This window comes from Thioalkalivibrio sp. ALJ12 (assembly GCF_000378305.1).
Lineage (GTDB): Bacteria > Pseudomonadota > Gammaproteobacteria > Ectothiorhodospirales > Ectothiorhodospiraceae > Thioalkalivibrio.
The window spans coordinates 22,286-37,446 of record NZ_KB899539.1; the positions used below are offsets into that span (position 1 = coordinate 22,286).

At 67.7% G+C, this 15,161-nt stretch carries 10 protein-coding genes; 9 read left to right on the forward strand and 1 reads right to left on the reverse strand.

Going from position 1 to position 15,161, the window contains the following annotated elements:
• Window positions 1-25: 25 nt before the first annotated feature.
• Genes F467_RS0107580 through F467_RS0107590 form a run of 3 tightly spaced genes read left to right on the forward strand, consistent with a single transcriptional unit; the run spans window position 26 to window position 5,956 of the window.
• Window positions 26-1,330 carry an efflux RND transporter periplasmic adaptor subunit gene (locus F467_RS0107580; protein WP_018138511.1) on the forward strand — a complete coding sequence of 435 codons (1,305 nt, stop codon included), beginning with the start codon at window positions 26-28 and terminating at the stop codon, window positions 1,328-1,330.
• Window positions 1,330-4,476 (forward strand): efflux RND transporter permease subunit, encoded by a 3,147-nt coding sequence (locus F467_RS0107585; RefSeq protein WP_018138512.1) that lies wholly within the window; start codon window positions 1,330-1,332, stop codon window positions 4,474-4,476. The genes F467_RS0107580 and F467_RS0107585 overlap by 1 nt, the downstream gene beginning before the upstream one ends.
• Before the next feature lie 7 nt (window positions 4,477-4,483).
• Complete coding sequence (locus F467_RS0107590; RefSeq protein ID WP_018138513.1) at window positions 4,484-5,956, forward strand: efflux transporter outer membrane subunit; 1,473 nt, start codon at window positions 4,484-4,486, stop codon at window positions 5,954-5,956.
• A gap of 12 nt (window positions 5,957-5,968) precedes the next feature.
• Here the strand turns inward: F467_RS0107590 and mutS are convergent, their stop codons facing one another.
• On the reverse strand, window positions 5,969-8,611 hold the full coding sequence (mutS, locus tag F467_RS0107595; RefSeq protein ID WP_018138514.1) for a DNA mismatch repair protein MutS: 2,643 nt from the start codon (window positions 8,609-8,611) through the stop codon (window positions 5,969-5,971).
• Window positions 8,612-9,000: 389 nt separating this feature from the next.
• On the opposite strand from mutS, the gene F467_RS0107600 reads away from it, so the two are divergent.
• The 6 genes from F467_RS0107600 (at window position 9,001) to alaS (ending at window position 15,048) form a co-directional block, all read left to right on the forward strand.
• Window positions 9,001-9,300, forward strand: coding sequence for a PilZ domain-containing protein (locus F467_RS0107600; RefSeq protein WP_018138515.1), 300 nt, complete (start codon window positions 9,001-9,003; stop codon window positions 9,298-9,300).
• A 7-nt stretch (window positions 9,301-9,307) separates the two neighbouring features.
• The gene (locus F467_RS0107605) at window positions 9,308-9,838 is read left to right on the forward strand and encodes a CinA family protein (protein ID WP_018138516.1); all 531 of its coding nucleotides are present in this window, start codon (window positions 9,308-9,310) and stop codon (window positions 9,836-9,838) included.
• Window positions 9,839-9,991: 153 nt separating this feature from the next.
• Window positions 9,992-11,038: a recombinase RecA gene (gene recA / locus F467_RS0107610; RefSeq protein WP_018138517.1), complete on the forward strand. Its 1,047-nt coding sequence runs from the start codon at window positions 9,992-9,994 to the stop codon at window positions 11,036-11,038.
• A complete protein-coding gene (locus tag F467_RS0107615; protein ID WP_018862893.1) occupies window positions 11,013-11,501 on the forward strand; it encodes a regulatory protein RecX in 489 nt (162 codons plus the stop codon). The genes recA and F467_RS0107615 overlap by 26 nt, the downstream gene beginning before the upstream one ends.
• A gap of 256 nt (window positions 11,502-11,757) precedes the next feature.
• Entirely contained in the window at window positions 11,758-12,048 is a 291-nt protein-coding gene (locus F467_RS0107620) for a GIY-YIG nuclease family protein (RefSeq protein WP_018138519.1), read from the forward strand.
• A 390-nt stretch (window positions 12,049-12,438) separates the two neighbouring features.
• On the forward strand, window positions 12,439-15,048 hold the full coding sequence (gene alaS, locus F467_RS0107625) for an alanine--tRNA ligase (protein ID WP_018138520.1): 2,610 nt from the start codon (window positions 12,439-12,441) through the stop codon (window positions 15,046-15,048).
• Window positions 15,049-15,161: the final 113 nt, after the last annotated feature.

Here is a 15,161-nt window from a genome sequence, read left to right on the forward strand (position 1 = left end):
GCCCGGATCAGCGGGAGAAGCATTCATGCACCACCTGCGACTGGCCGCCCCCCTTTCGGCCCTGAGCATTCCTCTACTGGCCCTTTTGCTGGCCCTTGTCCTGCCCGGTTGCGCGGCGGAATCCGACGACGAAGACGATGCTGAACCCGAGGCGGTCGAGGTGCCGGTACGGGAGATGGAGAGCGAACTGGTCTCGATCTCCCGAACCTATACGGCGCGCACCCGCAGCCCGCGCGAGGTGGAGGTGCGCGCGCGGGTCGCGGGCGTGCTGGAGAGCCGGCGCTACGAAGAGGGCGAGATGGTGGAGCGCGGTACCGAGCTGTTCCGCATCGACCCCTCGCCCTATGCCGTCCAGGTGCGCAGCGCGCAGGCCAGCCTTGAACGCGCCGAGGCCGAGAAGCGCCAGGCCGAGCGCGAGTGGGAGCGCGTGCTGGACCTGTACGAGGACAACGCCGCCAGTGGCCGTGAGCGCGATGAGGCCCGCTCGCAACTGGAGCTGGGTGACGCCGCGGTCGCTGAGGCCGAGGCGGCGCTGGCGGAGGCCCAGCTGGATCTCGACTACACCTCCGTGACGGCGCCGCTGGAAGGGGTTGCGGGGCTGGAGGAGCGCCCGGAAGGCAGCCTGTTGCAGGCGGGTGACCTGCTGACCACCGTGACCCAACTCGACCCCATCCGTACCGACTTCGCGATCCCCGAGGGCCATCTGACGGCCTATGGGCCGCAGATCCGTTCCGGCGTTGGCCTGACCGTAGTGCTGACCCTGCCGGATGGCTCGTTGTACCCGCATCAGGGGCAGATCGACGTGACCGAGGCCGCGGTGGACGAGGCCACGGGCATGGTCGAGGTACGCGCGCTGTTCCCCAACCGCGAGGTCCAGTTGCTGCCGGGGCAGTTCGTGCGCGTGACCCTGAGCGGGCTGATGGCGGGGCATGGCATGCGCGTGCCGCATGCCGCGGTCATCGAGGGCTCTGACGGGGCCGCGGTGTATGTCGTCGACGCCGATGACATCCCGCATGTGCGGCCGATCCAGATTGGCATGGACCTCGACGAGGACTTTCTGGTCACCGCCGGGCTGAGCGATGGCGACCGGATTGTGGTCCGGGGCGTTGAGGGCGTCGAGGAGGGCGAACGGATCGATCCCCGGGACGCCCCGCGCGAGACGGAAGAACCCGTGTCGCCGGGCGTGCTGCCGGAGGTGGCGCCGGATCTGCTGGACGAGGTGATGGATCCGGAGACCGAGGCCGATGCGGTCGAGGAGATCCTGGATGGGCTGGGCAATGGCGCCGAGCCGGGTCTGGATGATTCTGACGCCGACGAGGCGTCCGACTAATGCTGCGCTTCTTCATCGGCCGGCCGGTACTGGCCTCGGTCATCTCGATCCTGTTCGTGCTGGCCGGGCTGTCTTCGGCCCTGCTGCTGCCGGTGGATCAGTATCCGGACATCCTGCCGCCGAAGGTGATCGTGACCGCCAGTTATCCGGGCGCGAGCGCCGAGGCGGTGGCGGAGACGGTGGCCGCCCCGATCGAGGCGACGGTCGATGGCGTGGACAACATGGCGTACATGCGCTCGAAGTCCACCGATGATGGCGACATGGAGCTGATCGTCACCTTCGAGGTGGGGACCGACCCCGACATCGCCGCGATCAACGTCAGTAACGAAGTCGAGGGCGCGATGGGGCGCCTGCCGGAGACGGTGACCGGCGCCGGGATCGCGGTGGAGAAACGTGCCCCGTCGATGCTGCAGATGATCACGTTCACCTCGTCGGACGGCAGCCTCGACAACCGCTTTATCAGTGACTACGTCTGGCGCAACGTCTATGCCGAGCTGCGGCGCGCGCCGGGGGTTGGCGACCAGACCTTCTTTGGCGCGCAGATCTATTCGATGCGGATCTGGCTGCAGCCGGACCAGATGGCGGAGTACGACCTGACCGCCAGTGACATCCGCTCCGCGATCCAGGAGCAGAACGAGCAGTACGCAGCCGGCCAGTTCGGGGCCGAGCCGATGGACAACGCGATCGACTTTACCTACGCGGTGACGACCCCCGAACGGTTCTCCGAGGAGGAGGAGTTCGAGCAGGTGATCCTGCGCAGCGCACCGGACGGCTCCGCGTTGCGGCTAGGGGATGTGGCGCGCGTGGAGCTGGGCGCGCACTTCTACAACTTCGAGGCCAAGCACAACGGCCAGTCCACGGTGCCGGTGGGGATCTACCTGGAGCCCGGCGCCAACGCGCTGGAGACGGCGCGCGGGGTGCGCGAGATCCTGGAGGAGCTGGAGCCACGTTTCCCGGACTCGCTGGAATACTCGATCCCGTTCGATACCACGATCTTCATCGATCAGTCGGTGCAGCGCGTACTGCTGACCCTGGTGCAGGCGCTGATCCTGGTGGTCGCGGTGGTGTATCTGTTCCTGCAGACGTTCCGGGCCACGGCCGTCCCGATTATCGCGGTACCGGTGTCGCTGATCGGTACGCTGGCTGGAATGTACGTGCTCGGCTTCTCCGCGAACATGCTGACGCTGTTCGGGCTGGTGCTGGCGATCGGGATCGTGGTGGACAACGCGATCATTGTGCTCGAGAACACCGAACGGCTGATGCGCGAGCAGGGGATGAAGGCGGTCGATGCGGCCTATCAGACCGTGGACGAGGTGGCCACGCCGATTATCGCGATGACGCTGGTCACCATCGCGGTGTTCGTGCCGGTGGCCTTTATCGGCGGCTTCAGCGGCCAGATGTACCAGCAGTTCGCGATCACCATCGCCGTGTCGGTGGGGATCTCGGGGATCGTCGCGCTGACCTTGAGCCCGGCGATGTGCGCGCGGCTGTTGTCCGACAAGCCACGCCGCCCGGCCTTTCCGTTTCGCTGGTTCAACAGCGCGTTCGACCGCTTCACCGCCGCCTACATGGTGGGGGTGCGCTTCCTGCTGCGGCGCAATTTCGTCGGCATGGGCCTGTTCGCGCTGCTGCTGGTGGCGATCGTGGTGCTGTTCCGGATCGTGCCGGGCGGGCTGGTGCCGCAGGAGGACCAGGGCTATGTGTTCGCGGCCGCCGAACTGCCCGCTGCGGCCTCGCTGCAGCGTACCCGTGACGTCATGGATCGCCTGGGCGAGGAGGCGCTGGAGTACGACGACACCGCGGATGTCGTGGCCTTCTCCGGGATGGACCTGCTGTCGGACGGCATGAAGACCTATGCCGGTGCGGCCTATGTGACGCTCAATGACTGGTCCGAGCGTCGCGGCGATGATCAGAGCAGCGATGCGGTGATCGACCGTCTGGTCGCCGATGGCGAGCGCCAGCCGGAGGCGACGATCCGCGCGTTCAATCCGCCGCCGATTTCCGGGATCTCCACTACCGGCGGATTCGAGGCCTACCTGCAAAGCCGGGTCGGGGATGACTCGGAGACCATGCGGGCGCGGGCCGAAGAGATCATTGAGGCAGCCGCGGAGCGCCCGGAGCTGGCGGATGTGCGTACCTCGCTTAATGTCGAGGTGCCTCGTTACGACGCCGATGTGGATCGCGAACGCGCCTTTGCGGCCGGAGTGCCACTCGGAGACGTGTTCGATGCGATGCAGAGCACCTTTGGTGCGGTCTACATCAACGACTTCTCGCTGTTCGGCCGGGTGATGCAGGTGCAGATGCAGGCCGAGGCCGATTATCGCCGCAGCCCGGATGACCTGGACCGCATCTTTGTGCGCTCGGATGCCGGCGACCTGGTGCCGCTGTCCAGCCTGGTGTCGGTCGAGCGGGTACAGGGGCCGGACGAGGTGGAGCGCTTCAACGTGTTCCCGGCCGCGCGGATCATGGGCGATCCGGGACCCGGCTACAGCTCGGGCGATGCGATACAGGCGCTGGAGGAGGTGGTCGACGAGACCCTGTCGGACGACTACCTGCTGAGCTGGACTGGCGCGGAATATCTGGAGCAGCAGGCGGCCGGGACCTCGGTGCTGGCCTTCGTGCTGGGCGTGGTCTTCGTGGTGTTGATCCTTGCCGCACAGTACGAGCGGTGGAGCCTGCCGCTGGCGGTCTTGATGGCCGTGCCCTTTGCGGTCTTCGGGGCCCTGGTGGCGATCTGGCTGACCGGGCAGGAGAACGGGATCTACTTCCAGATCGGCCTGCTGGTGCTGATCTCGCTGGCGGCCAAGAACGCGATCCTGATCGTCGAGTTTGCGCAGAACAAGCGCGAAGAGGGACTGAGCCTGTTCGATGCCTCGGTGGAGGCGGCCCGGCTGCGTTTCCGGCCGATCATGATGACGGCGATGTCGTTCATCCTTGGCGCGGTGCCGCTGGCGCTGGCCTCCGGGGCGGGGGCGAACAGCCAGCACGCGATCGGTATCGGCATCATCGGCGGCATGCTGAGCGCGACCTTCCTCGCGCTGCTGTTCGTACCCCTGTTCTATTTCGTCATTTCCAGTGGCCTGGAGCGCCTGCACAAGCGCCCGCGCGACACGGACGACTCGAAGGAGGCCGGAACGCATGCGTAGGACGTTGTTGGGGGTTTCTGCGGCCGCGCTGCTGGCGGGCTGTGCAGTCGGGCCGGATTACGAGCGCCCGGAGGTCACGCTCCCGGACGAGTGGCCGGAGGAGATCGGTGACCAGATGGATGCCGACTACGCCGATGCCGAGTTCTGGTGGGAGATGTTCGAGGACCCGCTGCTGGATCGTCTGGTGCGCGAGGCGCTGGAGAACAACGTGGATGCCGAGATCGCCGCGGCGCGGGTGGTACAGGCACGCGCGGTGCTGGGCCTGAGCCGTGCCGAGCAGTTTCCCCAACTGGAAGGCATGGCGTCGGTCGAGCGCGACTACCCCGCGGGGGATGCCGACCCGGAGACCGAGATGACGATTGGGGCCCTGCTAAGCTACGAGGTCGATCTCTGGGGCCGGCTGTCGCGTTCGGAAGAAGCGGCCCGCGCGCAGCTGCTGAACACCGCGTTTACCCGTGATGCCACCCGTTTGGCGGTCGTGAGTGATGTGGTCAGTACCTATTTCGACTATCGCGCCACGCAGGAGCAGATCGAGACCACCGAGGCGACGATCCTGTCCCAGATCGAGGCCCTGGAGCTGGAGCGCTCGCGCCTCGAGAGCGGTGCCACGACGGATCTGACCGTGCGCCAGGCTCAGGCCGAGCTGGAGACCAGCCGCGCGGGCCTGCCCGACCTACGCGCCGATGCCGCACAGCAGCGCCGGGCGCTGGCAGTCCTGGTGGGGGATACCGAGGCGGTGGTCGAGGGCCTGGAAGGGCTCGGTGACGAGGGCCTGGAGGATCTGCCGGACACGATCTCCGGACTGCCGCACTCGGTGCCGTCGGACCTGATGATCCGCCGGCCGGATATCCGCGCGGCGGAAGCCAGCCTGATTGCGGCCAATGCCGATATCGGTGTGGCCCGCGCGGAATGGCTGCCCAGCCTGAACCTGGCCGCGCTGTTCGGGCAGGAGGTCAGCCGGGTCAGTCAGTTTTCCTCCAGTGATTCGTTCTTCTGGGAGTTCCTGGCGGAGTCCACGGTGCCGATTCTCGATTTCGGCCGTCGGCGCGCCACCATTGAAGGCGTGGAGGCCGAGCGCGATATCGCCGAGCTGGAATACCGCGCGGCGATTCAGGAGGCCCTGGAGGAGGTCGCCAACACCTGGAGCGTGCTGAATGCAGCGCACGAACGGGTGGAGGTGCGCCAGCGCGAGGTCGGGGCGCGGGTCGAGGTCCTGGATCTCGCGGAGCGCCGCTATCTGGGCGGGTTCGTGGGGTATCTGGAGGTGCTGGATGCGCGGCGGGCCCTGCTGGATGCGCGCCTGACGCTGACCGAGGCCTCGCGCGATCGCCTGGCGGCCACCGCGACACTGTTCCGCGCCCTGGGCGGTGGCTGGGATAGCGCCGCCATTCCGCATGATGTGCTGGAGGACGGCGATCCGGATGTCGCCGAGGCGGAGGCCGAGGAACAAATCATCGTTCCGGCCGATTCGGAAGACTGACCGCCAGGACGCCTATTGCCGATCGCGCAGGGCATCCTTCATGCGGTAGAGGGCGTCCAGGGCCTCGCGCGGGCTCATCTCGTCCGGCTCCAGGGTGTCGAACAGGGCCTTCAGGGCTCGTTCTTCCGAGGGCCAGTCTTCGGCAACCGACTCGGGGGCCGCGGTCGCGGTGTCCGGGGCGGCGGCGAACAGCCCCAGTTGCGGCGAGTCCGTCGCGGCCGCCCGATCCTCCAGTTCGCGCAGGTGTTCCCGCGCGAGCTTGAGTACGTCGGCCGGGACGCCGGCCAGCTGCGCGACCTGCAACCCGTAACTCTGATTCGCCGGACCCTCACGGACCTGGTGCAGGAACACGATGCTGTGTTCGTGCTCCATGGCGTCCGTGTGCACGTTGGCCACGGCCGGCTCGCGCTCGGCCAGCGCGGTCAGTTCGAAGTAATGCGTGGCGAACAGGGTCAGCGCGCGGTTGTGGCGCGTCAGGCGCTCGGCGCAGGCCAGGGCGAGCGCCAGCCCGTCGAAGGTGCTGGTGCCGCGGCCGATCTCGTCCATCAGCACCAGGCTCTCGGGGCCCGCGTTGTGCAGGATGTTCGCGGCCTCGGTCATCTCCACCATGAAGGTCGAGCGTCCGGAGGTCAGGTCGTCGGAGGCGCCGATGCGGGTGAAGATGCGGTCCACGGGGCCGATCTGCGCACGCGCGGCCGGCACGAAGCTGCCCATGCAGGCGAGCAGCACGATCAGCGCCGTCTGGCGCATGTAGGTGGACTTGCCGCCCATGTTGGGGCCGGTGATCACCAGCAGCCGCCGCGTCTCCGGGTCCAGCTCGGTGTCGTTGGCGACGAACGGGGTGTCGAGCCCGGACTCGACCACCGGATGCCGGCCCTGCTCGATCTGGATGCCGGGTTCGCCGACCAGCTCCGGGCAGTGCCAGTCGAGGCGGGCCGCACGCTCGGCCAGGCAGGCGAGCACGTCCAGTTCGGCCACGGCGTCCGCGATCGTACGCAGACGCGGCGCACGCGCCTGCAGGTCGGCGATCAGGTCGTCAAACAGCGCGCGCTCGCGGAGCATGGCCTGTTCGCGGGCGGAGAGGATCTCGTCCTCGAAGCGCTTGAGCTCCTCGGTGGTATAGCGCTCGGTGTTCTTCAGCGTCTGGCGGCGCATGAAGCGGCCGGGGAGCTCGGCCGAGCGGCTGCGCGAGACCTCGATGTAGTACCCGTGCACGCGGTTGTAGGCGACCTTCAGCGTGGGGATGCCGGTGGCCTCGCGCTCGCGGGCCTCGATCTCGCGCAGGAAGGTGTCGCCGTCGCTTTCCAGCGCGCGCAGGCGATCCAGCTCGGGGTCGTAGCCCGCGCGGATCATGCCGCCGTCGGTCACCCGCAGCGGTGGTTCCTCCACCAGGGCCGCGGCGAGCCGCGCGGTCAGCTCATCCTCCGGCGCGAGCGCGGCATGCAGCGCGGACAGGCGCTCGGCGGCATCGGCCAGCGGCGCCAGGGCGGTGTGCAGGGCCGGCAGGCGCTCCAGGCTGGCGAGCAGGGCGGTCAGGTCGCGCGGGCGCGCGCTGCCCAGCACGATGCGCGAGAGGATGCGCTCGCTGTCGGCGCTGCCGGCCAGGGCGTCGCGGATCGGGGTGACGGCCTCCTGCTCCAGCAGGGCGGTGATCGCGGTCTGGCGCTCGCGGATGATCGCTCGCTCGCGCAGCGGCTGGTGCAGCCACTGCATCAGGCGGCGGGCGCCCATCGCGGACTGGGTCGTGTCCAGCAGGGCGAGCAGGGAGCCGCGGCGTTCGCCCGTCAGGGTGCGCGTGAGTTCGAGATTGCGGCGGGTGGCCGGGTCCAACACCAGCATCTGGCTGCGCTGCTCGTGCGCCAGGCTGGTGATGTGGGCGAGATCGCCGCGATGGCGGTTCTGCACGTAGGCGAGCAGGGCCCCGGCGGCAGCGATGCCCAGGTCCAGCCCCTCGCAGCCAAAGCCGGACAGGTCGCGGGTGCCGAAATGGGTGATCAGCAGGCGATGGGCGGACACGGCGTCGAAATGCCAGTCGGCGTGGCGCTGGGGGGCGAAGGACTCGGTGCCCGGGATCGCGCCCGCCTGATCCGGCATCAGCAGCTCCACCGGGTCGAGCCGCGCCAGTTCGGCGGCCAGCTCGGTTTCGTCGCCGACCTCCAGTACGCGGAACTGGCCGCTGGCGAACTCCAGGCTGGCGATGCCGTAGCCGGTCTTGCGGCCCTTTACGGCGGCGGAGGCGGCCGGGCAGACGGCGACCAGGCGGTTCACCTGGCGGGCATCCAGCAGGGCCTCCTCGGTAACCGTGCCCGGAGTCACGATGCGCACGACTTCGCGCTTGACCGGGCCCTTTTGCGCGCCCACCGCACCGGTCTGCTCGCAGATCGCCACGCTCTCGCCCATCTTCAGCAGGCGGGCCAGGTAGCTCTCCAGCGTGTGCACGGGGATCCCGGCCATCGGGATGGGCGCCCCGGCTGATTCGCCGCGCCGGGTCAGGGTAATGTCGAGCAGCCCCGCGGCGCGCTCGGCGTCGTCGTAGAACAGCTCGTAGAAATCCCCCATGCGGTAGAGCAGCAACGTATTCGGGTACTCGGCCTTGATGGCCAGGTACTGCTGCATCATCGGGGTATGGGCGGAGAGGGGCTCGGCGGTGCTCATCGGTTCGGCTGCGGTCGATCCGGGCTTGGGGAAACACTGATTAATGTACACGTTCGCGCTCGAGTCGCTTTTGCGTGCGAACAAGGCGCGGTGACTGCCGTGCAGTCATTCTGCACAAGGGAACCGCAACGCCGTTCCCACGCAAAAGCGGCCGAGCCCCTTGGGGTTGGCACCCCAGGTTCCCCGATTCTGCGTTGCGCCGCTTGCGGGTAGAACCACTACCCGCTGCACGACGCGCCTTGTCTCGGAAAACCTGGGGTACCAACGCGAGCGTGTACATTAATCAGTGTTTCCCTGCCGTGCAGTATACGGATGCGCGGGCCCGTGTGGCAGGTGCACCATCACGAGACGTGATGTGCCACACTCGGGTGGAGTCATGGAGGATGCGCATGCTGGGAGAAGATGACCGCCGGGGCTTCCGGCGCATGCAGGTCGACACCCCCGCACGAGTGACCTGGATGGCGACTGGTGCGGCGGACGAGGTGCGGCTGGAGGACCTTTCGGCCAGCGGCTGTGCCTTTCGCTGGCCGCATGCACCGCAGGCGGGCGAGCGTGTGAGCATCGCGGTCAACAGCCCGGACGGGCGACTGCCCTCCCTGGAGCGGGCCGGCCAGGTGGTGCGCAGCGAGCCCCTGGGCGAAGAGCGGGTGATCTGGCGTGTGGCCATAGCCTTTGACAGCGAGGGATGATCCGGACATGGAAGCGGAATCGACTCTGATTGCAAGCCCGCGCGAGGCTGATCTGGCCGGGCTCTCGGCGCTGGTCTACGACCTGGGCGAGCGGCTGCTCGCCAGCGAACGCAAGCTGTGCACCATCGAGTCCTGTACCGGCGGCGGGATTGCCCAGGCGATTACCGATGTCCCGGGCAGCTCGGGCTGGTTCGAGTGCGGCTGGGTGGCGTACTCCAACGCGGCCAAGACGCGGATGGTCGGGGTGCCGGCCGAACTGATCGAGCAGCATGGCGCGGTCAGCGAGGCCGTGGCGCGCGCGATGGTCGAGGGCGGGCTTGCCCACTGCGATGCCGACCTGGCGCTGTCGGTGACCGGCATCGCCGGGCCCGGTGGCGGCAGCGCGGACAAGCCGGTGGGTACGGTCTGCTTCGGCTGGCAGGAGCGCGGGCGGGACGCGCGCGTCGAGACCCTCCATTTCGATGGCGAGCGCCACGATGTACGCCTGCAGGCGATGCTGCACGCGCTCAGTGCGTTGCTGGCGCACGAGGCGGCCTGACGCGTCGACCATTCCCCGGGGCATCGCGCCCCGGTGATCCCCTTCGAGCCGTGAACCCGGGTTGGGTCGCTCCCCGCCCTGTGGGATACTGCGGCCCCGTATCCGCCCCGCAACGGATCGGAAACCATCGCTGCAAGTATCGGGAGGCATACCGTGGACGAGAATCGCAAGAAGGCCCTGACCGCCGCACTGGGGCAGATCGAACGCCAATTCGGCAAGGGCGCGGTGATGCGCATGGGCGATCAGCAGGCGGTGGATGTGCCGGCCGTGTCCACGGGCTCCCTGGCGCTGGATATCGCGCTCGGGATTGGCGGCGTCCCGCGCGGGCGCGTGGTCGAGATCTATGGCCCGGAGTCCTCGGGCAAGACGACCCTGACCCTGCAGGTGGTGGCCGAGGCGCAGAAGCTGGGCGGCACCGCCGCGTTCGTGGACGCCGAGCACGCGCTGGACCCGACCTACGCCGAGAAGCTGGGCGTGAACGTCGACGACCTGCTGGTCTCGCAGCCGGATACCGGCGAACAGGCGCTGGAGATCGCCGATATGCTGGTGCGCTCCGGCGCGGTGGACGTGGTCATCGTCGACTCCGTGGCCGCGCTGACGCCCAAGGCGGAGATCGAGGGCGAGATGGGCGATTCGCACGTCGGCCTGCAGGCGCGGCTGATGTCGCAGGCCCTGCGCAAGCTGACCGCCAACATCAAGCGCTCCAACACCCTGGTCATCTTCATCAACCAGATCCGCATGAAGATCGGCGTGATGTTCGGCAGCCCCGAGACCACCACCGGCGGCAACGCGCTCAAGTTCTACTCCTCGGTGCGCATGGACATCCGCCGCATCGGCGCGATCAAGAAGGGCGACGAGGTGATCGGCAACGAGACCCGCGTGAAGGTCGTCAAGAACAAGATGGCACCCCCGTTCCGCGAGGCCTACTTCGAGATCCTCTACGGCGAGGGCATCTCGCGGGTCGGCGAGATTATCGAGATGGGTGTGAAGGAAGGCCTGATCGACAAGGCCGGCGCCTGGTACAGCTACAACGGCGAGCGGATTGGTCAGGGCAAGGAAAACGCCCGCCAGTACCTGAAGGACAACCCGCACATCGCCGAGGAAGTCGAAAAGACCCTGCGCGAACGCCTGCTGCCGAAGCGAAACAAGGCTGCGGTGGAGGACGAGCCGGTCGATGCCCCGGTCGAGGAGCAGGGCTGACCCGGCTGATCCGGACGCCGCACTGGAGGCCGGGCTCCGGCTGCTGGTGCGGCGCGAGCACTCCGCGCTGGAGCTCGCGCGCAAGCTGGCCGAGCGCGGGTTCGAGCGCGACGCGGTGGATGCCGCTCTTGAGCGTGCGCGCGAGCTCGATTACCTGAGCGACACCCGCTACGCGGACTTCATCGCCCGCCACCGCACCGAGCAGGGCTACGGCGAGCAGCGCATCCGTGCCGAACTCGCCCATAACGGCATCGGCAGCGACACCGTCAATGCCGCCATCGACGCCCTGGAGGTCGACTGGACCGACCAGGCCCGCGGCCAGCTCGAACGCCACTTCCGCCACCCCCCCGAGACCCGCGAGGACGAGGCCCGCTACCTGCGCCACCTCGCCGGGCGCGGTTTCCCCGGCGGTGTCGCCCACCAGGCCCTCGCCGCCTGGAAAGACGACGCTGGTGGTTCCTGACCGATTGCTTCGTCGCGTTGCTCCTCGCAATGACGTTCCTCCAAACCCGTCATTGCGAGGAGCAACGCGACGAAGCAATCTGTGTCCAGAACCACCCGGCCCAGACGCCGAGTGATCCACCAGCGGTTGCCACTGCCCCTTCAGGCCGTCGCAATGACGTGCTGGTATCGAGGACACGCGAGTGTCACCGGTGGTGAAGGGCCGAAAGGATTCTCGGCCGCTGAGTACCAATGTGCAGTCGCCCACGGAGGGAGCGATGAAACAACCCTGTGTCTACATGATGAGCAACCGTCGTGACGGGACCCTCTACGTGGGTGTGACCAGTAACCTTGTGCAGCGGGTCTGGCAGCATCGTTCGGGAGAGGTATCCGGGTTCACCAGCCGCTACGGTCTGCATCGGCTCGTCTGGTTCGAGCAATGCGTGGAGATGGAATCCGCGATCGAACGCGAAAAGCAGTTGAAGGCGGGTCCGCGGCGCAGGAAGGTTGCGCTGATCGAGCAGGTGAATCCCGGGTGGCGGGATTTGTTCGACGACATTGTGGGTTGAACGCGGCTGGGGAGGTACTTGCCGATTGCTTCGTCGCCACGCTCCTCGCAATGACCGCGATCATGGTGCGTCATTGCGAGGCGTTGGAGGGGCCGTGGCAGTCGTTGGTGGGTCACTCGGCGCTCGGATCAGGTGGCCGTGGATGCCGATTGCTTCGTCGCGTTGCTCCTCGCAATGACGTCGTCATTGTCCCGTCATTGCGAGCGCAGCGAAGCAATCGCTCTACGGAACCACCTGATCCCGATTCTGGCCAGGCTCAGCCGATTGCCACACCCTCTTCGGAGCCTGGTGATGATAGGCAACATGGCCCGAAGGCGGGGGCGGCAATACGCGGGTTGGGGGCTTGCGTGATAGGATTCCGGTTTTGACCCCATATTCAATCGGAACCGCATGAAAAGCGCCGACATTCGCCGGAGTTTCCTCGAATTCTTTGAAGGGCATGGTCATACGATCGTGTCTTCCAGCCCACTGGTACCGGGCAACGATCCCACGCTGCTGTTCACCAACGCGGGGATGGTGCAGTTCAAGGATGTGTTCCTCGGCCGCGAGAAGCGTTCGTACAACCGCGCGGTGTCCAGCCAGCGCTGCGTGCGCGCCGGCGGCAAACACAACGATCTGGAAAACGTCGGCTATACCGCGCGGCATCACACCTTCTTCGAGATGCTGGGCAACTTCAGCTTCGGCGACTACTTCAAGCGCGATGCCATCCACTACGCCTGGCAGTTCCTGACCGAGACCATCGGTCTGCCGCCGGAAAAGCTGTGGGTCACGGTCTACGAGACCGACGACGACGCCTACAACGTCTGGGCGAACGAGATCCAGGTTCCAGCCGAGCGCATCGTGCGCATCGGCGACAAGCCAGGCGGCGGTTCCGACAACTTCTGGCAGATGGGCGACACCGGCCCCTGTGGCCCCTGCACCGAGGTCTTCTATGACCACGGCCCGGAGGTCGAGGGCGGCCCGCCCGGTTCCCCGGACGAGGACGGCGACCGCTATATCGAGATCTGGAACCTCGTGTTCATGCAGTACGACCGCGACGCGGACGGCACGCTGAACCCGCTGCCGCGCCCGTCGGTGGATACCGGCATGGGCCTCGAGCGCTTGGCCGCGGTGCTGCAGGGCGTGCACTCCAACTACGAGATCGACCTGTTCCAGGACCTGATCGCGGCCGCCGCGCGAGTGACCGGGGCAAAGGAGCAGGACTCCGCCTCGCTGCGCGTGATCGCCGACCACATCCGTTCTATCGCCTTCCTGATCACCGACGGCGTGCTGCCGTCGAACGAGGGCCGCGGCTACGTGTTGCGCCGCATCATCCGCCGCGCCGCACGCCACGGGTTCAAGATGGGCGCGCAGGACGCCTTCCTCTACCAGATGGTCGGCGATTTGGTGCGCGCGATGGGCGAGGCCTTCCCGGAGCTGGCAGAGGCACAGGCCCGGGTCGAGCAGGTGCTGGAGAAGGAAGAGCGCAAGTTCCTGGAGACGCTCGACAAGGGCATGAAGATCCTGGAAGACGATCTGCGTGACCTGAAGGGCACGGTGATCCCGGGCGAGACCATCTTCCTGCTGTATGACACCTACGGCTTCCCGGTGGATCTGACCGGTGACATCGCCCGCGAGCGCGGTCTGGAGCTGGACATGGCGGGCTTCGAGTCCGCGATGGCGGATCAGCGCGCCCGCGCCCGTGCGGCCAGCCACTTCTCCATGGACGACGGCGGCCTGCCGCAAGTCGACGTCGAAACCACATTCTCCGGCTACGAGACCGTCGACGACGAGGGTCGCGTGGTCGCGCTGTACCAGAACGGCGAGCCGGTCGAACGACTCGAGGTCGGCGCCGAAGGCCTGGTGGTACTGGACCGCACGCCGTTCTACGGCGAGTCCGGCGGCCAGGTGGGCGATGTCGGCACGCTCAGTGGCTCCGGCGTGCGCTTCCAGGTCGCCGACACCCGCAAGCAGGGCGCGGCACATATCCACGTGGGCCAGGTGCGTGCCGGCACGCTGGAGGTCGACCAGACGCTGCAGGCCGCGGTCGAAGGCCCGCGTCGCGAGAACATTCGCCGCCATCACTCGGCGACCCACCTGCTGCACAAGGCCTTGCGCGACCAGCTGGGCGACCACGTCCAGCAGAAGGGCTCGCTGGTGGACCCCGATCGGCTGCGCTTCGACTTCACCCACATGGAGCCGCTGACCGACGAGCAGCTGCGCTCCATCGAGGCCCAGGTGAACGCGGAGATCCTGGCCAACGACGCCACCGATACCCGCGTGATGGACATCGAGTCGGCGATGGAGTCCGGCGCGGTCGCGCTGTTCGGCGAGAAGTACGGCGATCAGGTCCGGGTGCTGAAGATCGGCACCTCCGTGGAGTTGTGCGGCGGCACGCATGTGGACCGCACCGGGGACATCGGGTTGTTCCGCATCACCTCCGAGGGCGGGGTGGCCGCCGGTATCCGCCGCATCGAGGCGGTCGCCGGCGAGGTCGCGCTGCGCTGGGTCGACCAGCAGCTCGGGTATCTGGATGCGATCGCCGACCGCCTGCGCGCCGGGCGTGGCGAGGCGGCCGACAAGGTCGCTCAGCTGCAGGAGCGCTCGCGCGAACTGGAAAAGCAGATCGAACAGCTCAAGGGCAAGCTGGCCAGCCAGGCCGGCAGCGATCTGGCCTCGCAGGCGCAGGAGGTCGGCGGCGTGCAGGTGCTGGCCGCGAAGGTCGAGGGCGTGGAGCCCAAGGCCCTGCGCGACATGGTCGACCAACTCAAGCAGAAACTCGGCAAGGCGGTGGTGGTCCTGGGTACCGCGACCGGCGAGGGCAAGGTCAGCCTGGTGGCGGGTGTCACCAAGGCCGAGACCGGCCAGTTCAAGGCCGGCGATCTGGTCGGTCATGTCGCCGCGCAGGTGGACGGCAAGGGCGGTGGCCGCCCGGACATGGCGATGGCCGGCGGCCAAAGCCCGGACAAGCTTGAGGCCGCGCTGGCCTCGGTCGCCGACTGGGTACGCGAGCGCGCCTGAAGACCATCCGTCACCGCGGGGCCAGCGCCGCGGGGATGTCTGTCCGCCACCCTCGGGGCGCTTTACGCGCGTGCCCGTGGGTTCTCGCAATGAAGAACTGAATGATGTTTAAT

What these genes read in the sequence shown, in the direction of transcription:
- F467_RS0107615 (WP_018862893.1), top strand. Translation starts at nt 11,013, where the DNA reads ATGCCCCGGTCGAGGAGCAGGGCTGACCCGGCTGATCCGGACGCCGCA.
- F467_RS0107605 (WP_018138516.1), top strand. Translation starts at nt 9,308, where the DNA reads ATGGAAGCGGAATCGACTCTGATTGCAAGCCCGCGCGAGGCTGATCTG.
- F467_RS0107600 (WP_018138515.1), top strand. Translation starts at nt 9,001, where the DNA reads ATGCTGGGAGAAGATGACCGCCGGGGCTTCCGGCGCATGCAGGTCGAC.
- F467_RS0107580 (WP_018138511.1), top strand. Translation starts at nt 26, where the DNA reads ATGCACCACCTGCGACTGGCCGCCCCCCTTTCGGCCCTGAGCATTCCT.
- alaS (WP_018138520.1), top strand. Translation starts at nt 12,439, where the DNA reads ATGAAAAGCGCCGACATTCGCCGGAGTTTCCTCGAATTCTTTGAAGGG.
- mutS (WP_018138514.1), bottom strand. Translation starts at nt 8,611, where the DNA reads ATGAGCACCGCCGAGCCCCTCTCCGCCCATACCCCGATGATGCAGCAG.
- F467_RS0107585 (WP_018138512.1), top strand. Translation starts at nt 1,330, where the DNA reads ATGCTGCGCTTCTTCATCGGCCGGCCGGTACTGGCCTCGGTCATCTCG.
- F467_RS0107620 (WP_018138519.1), top strand. Translation starts at nt 11,758, where the DNA reads ATGAAACAACCCTGTGTCTACATGATGAGCAACCGTCGTGACGGGACC.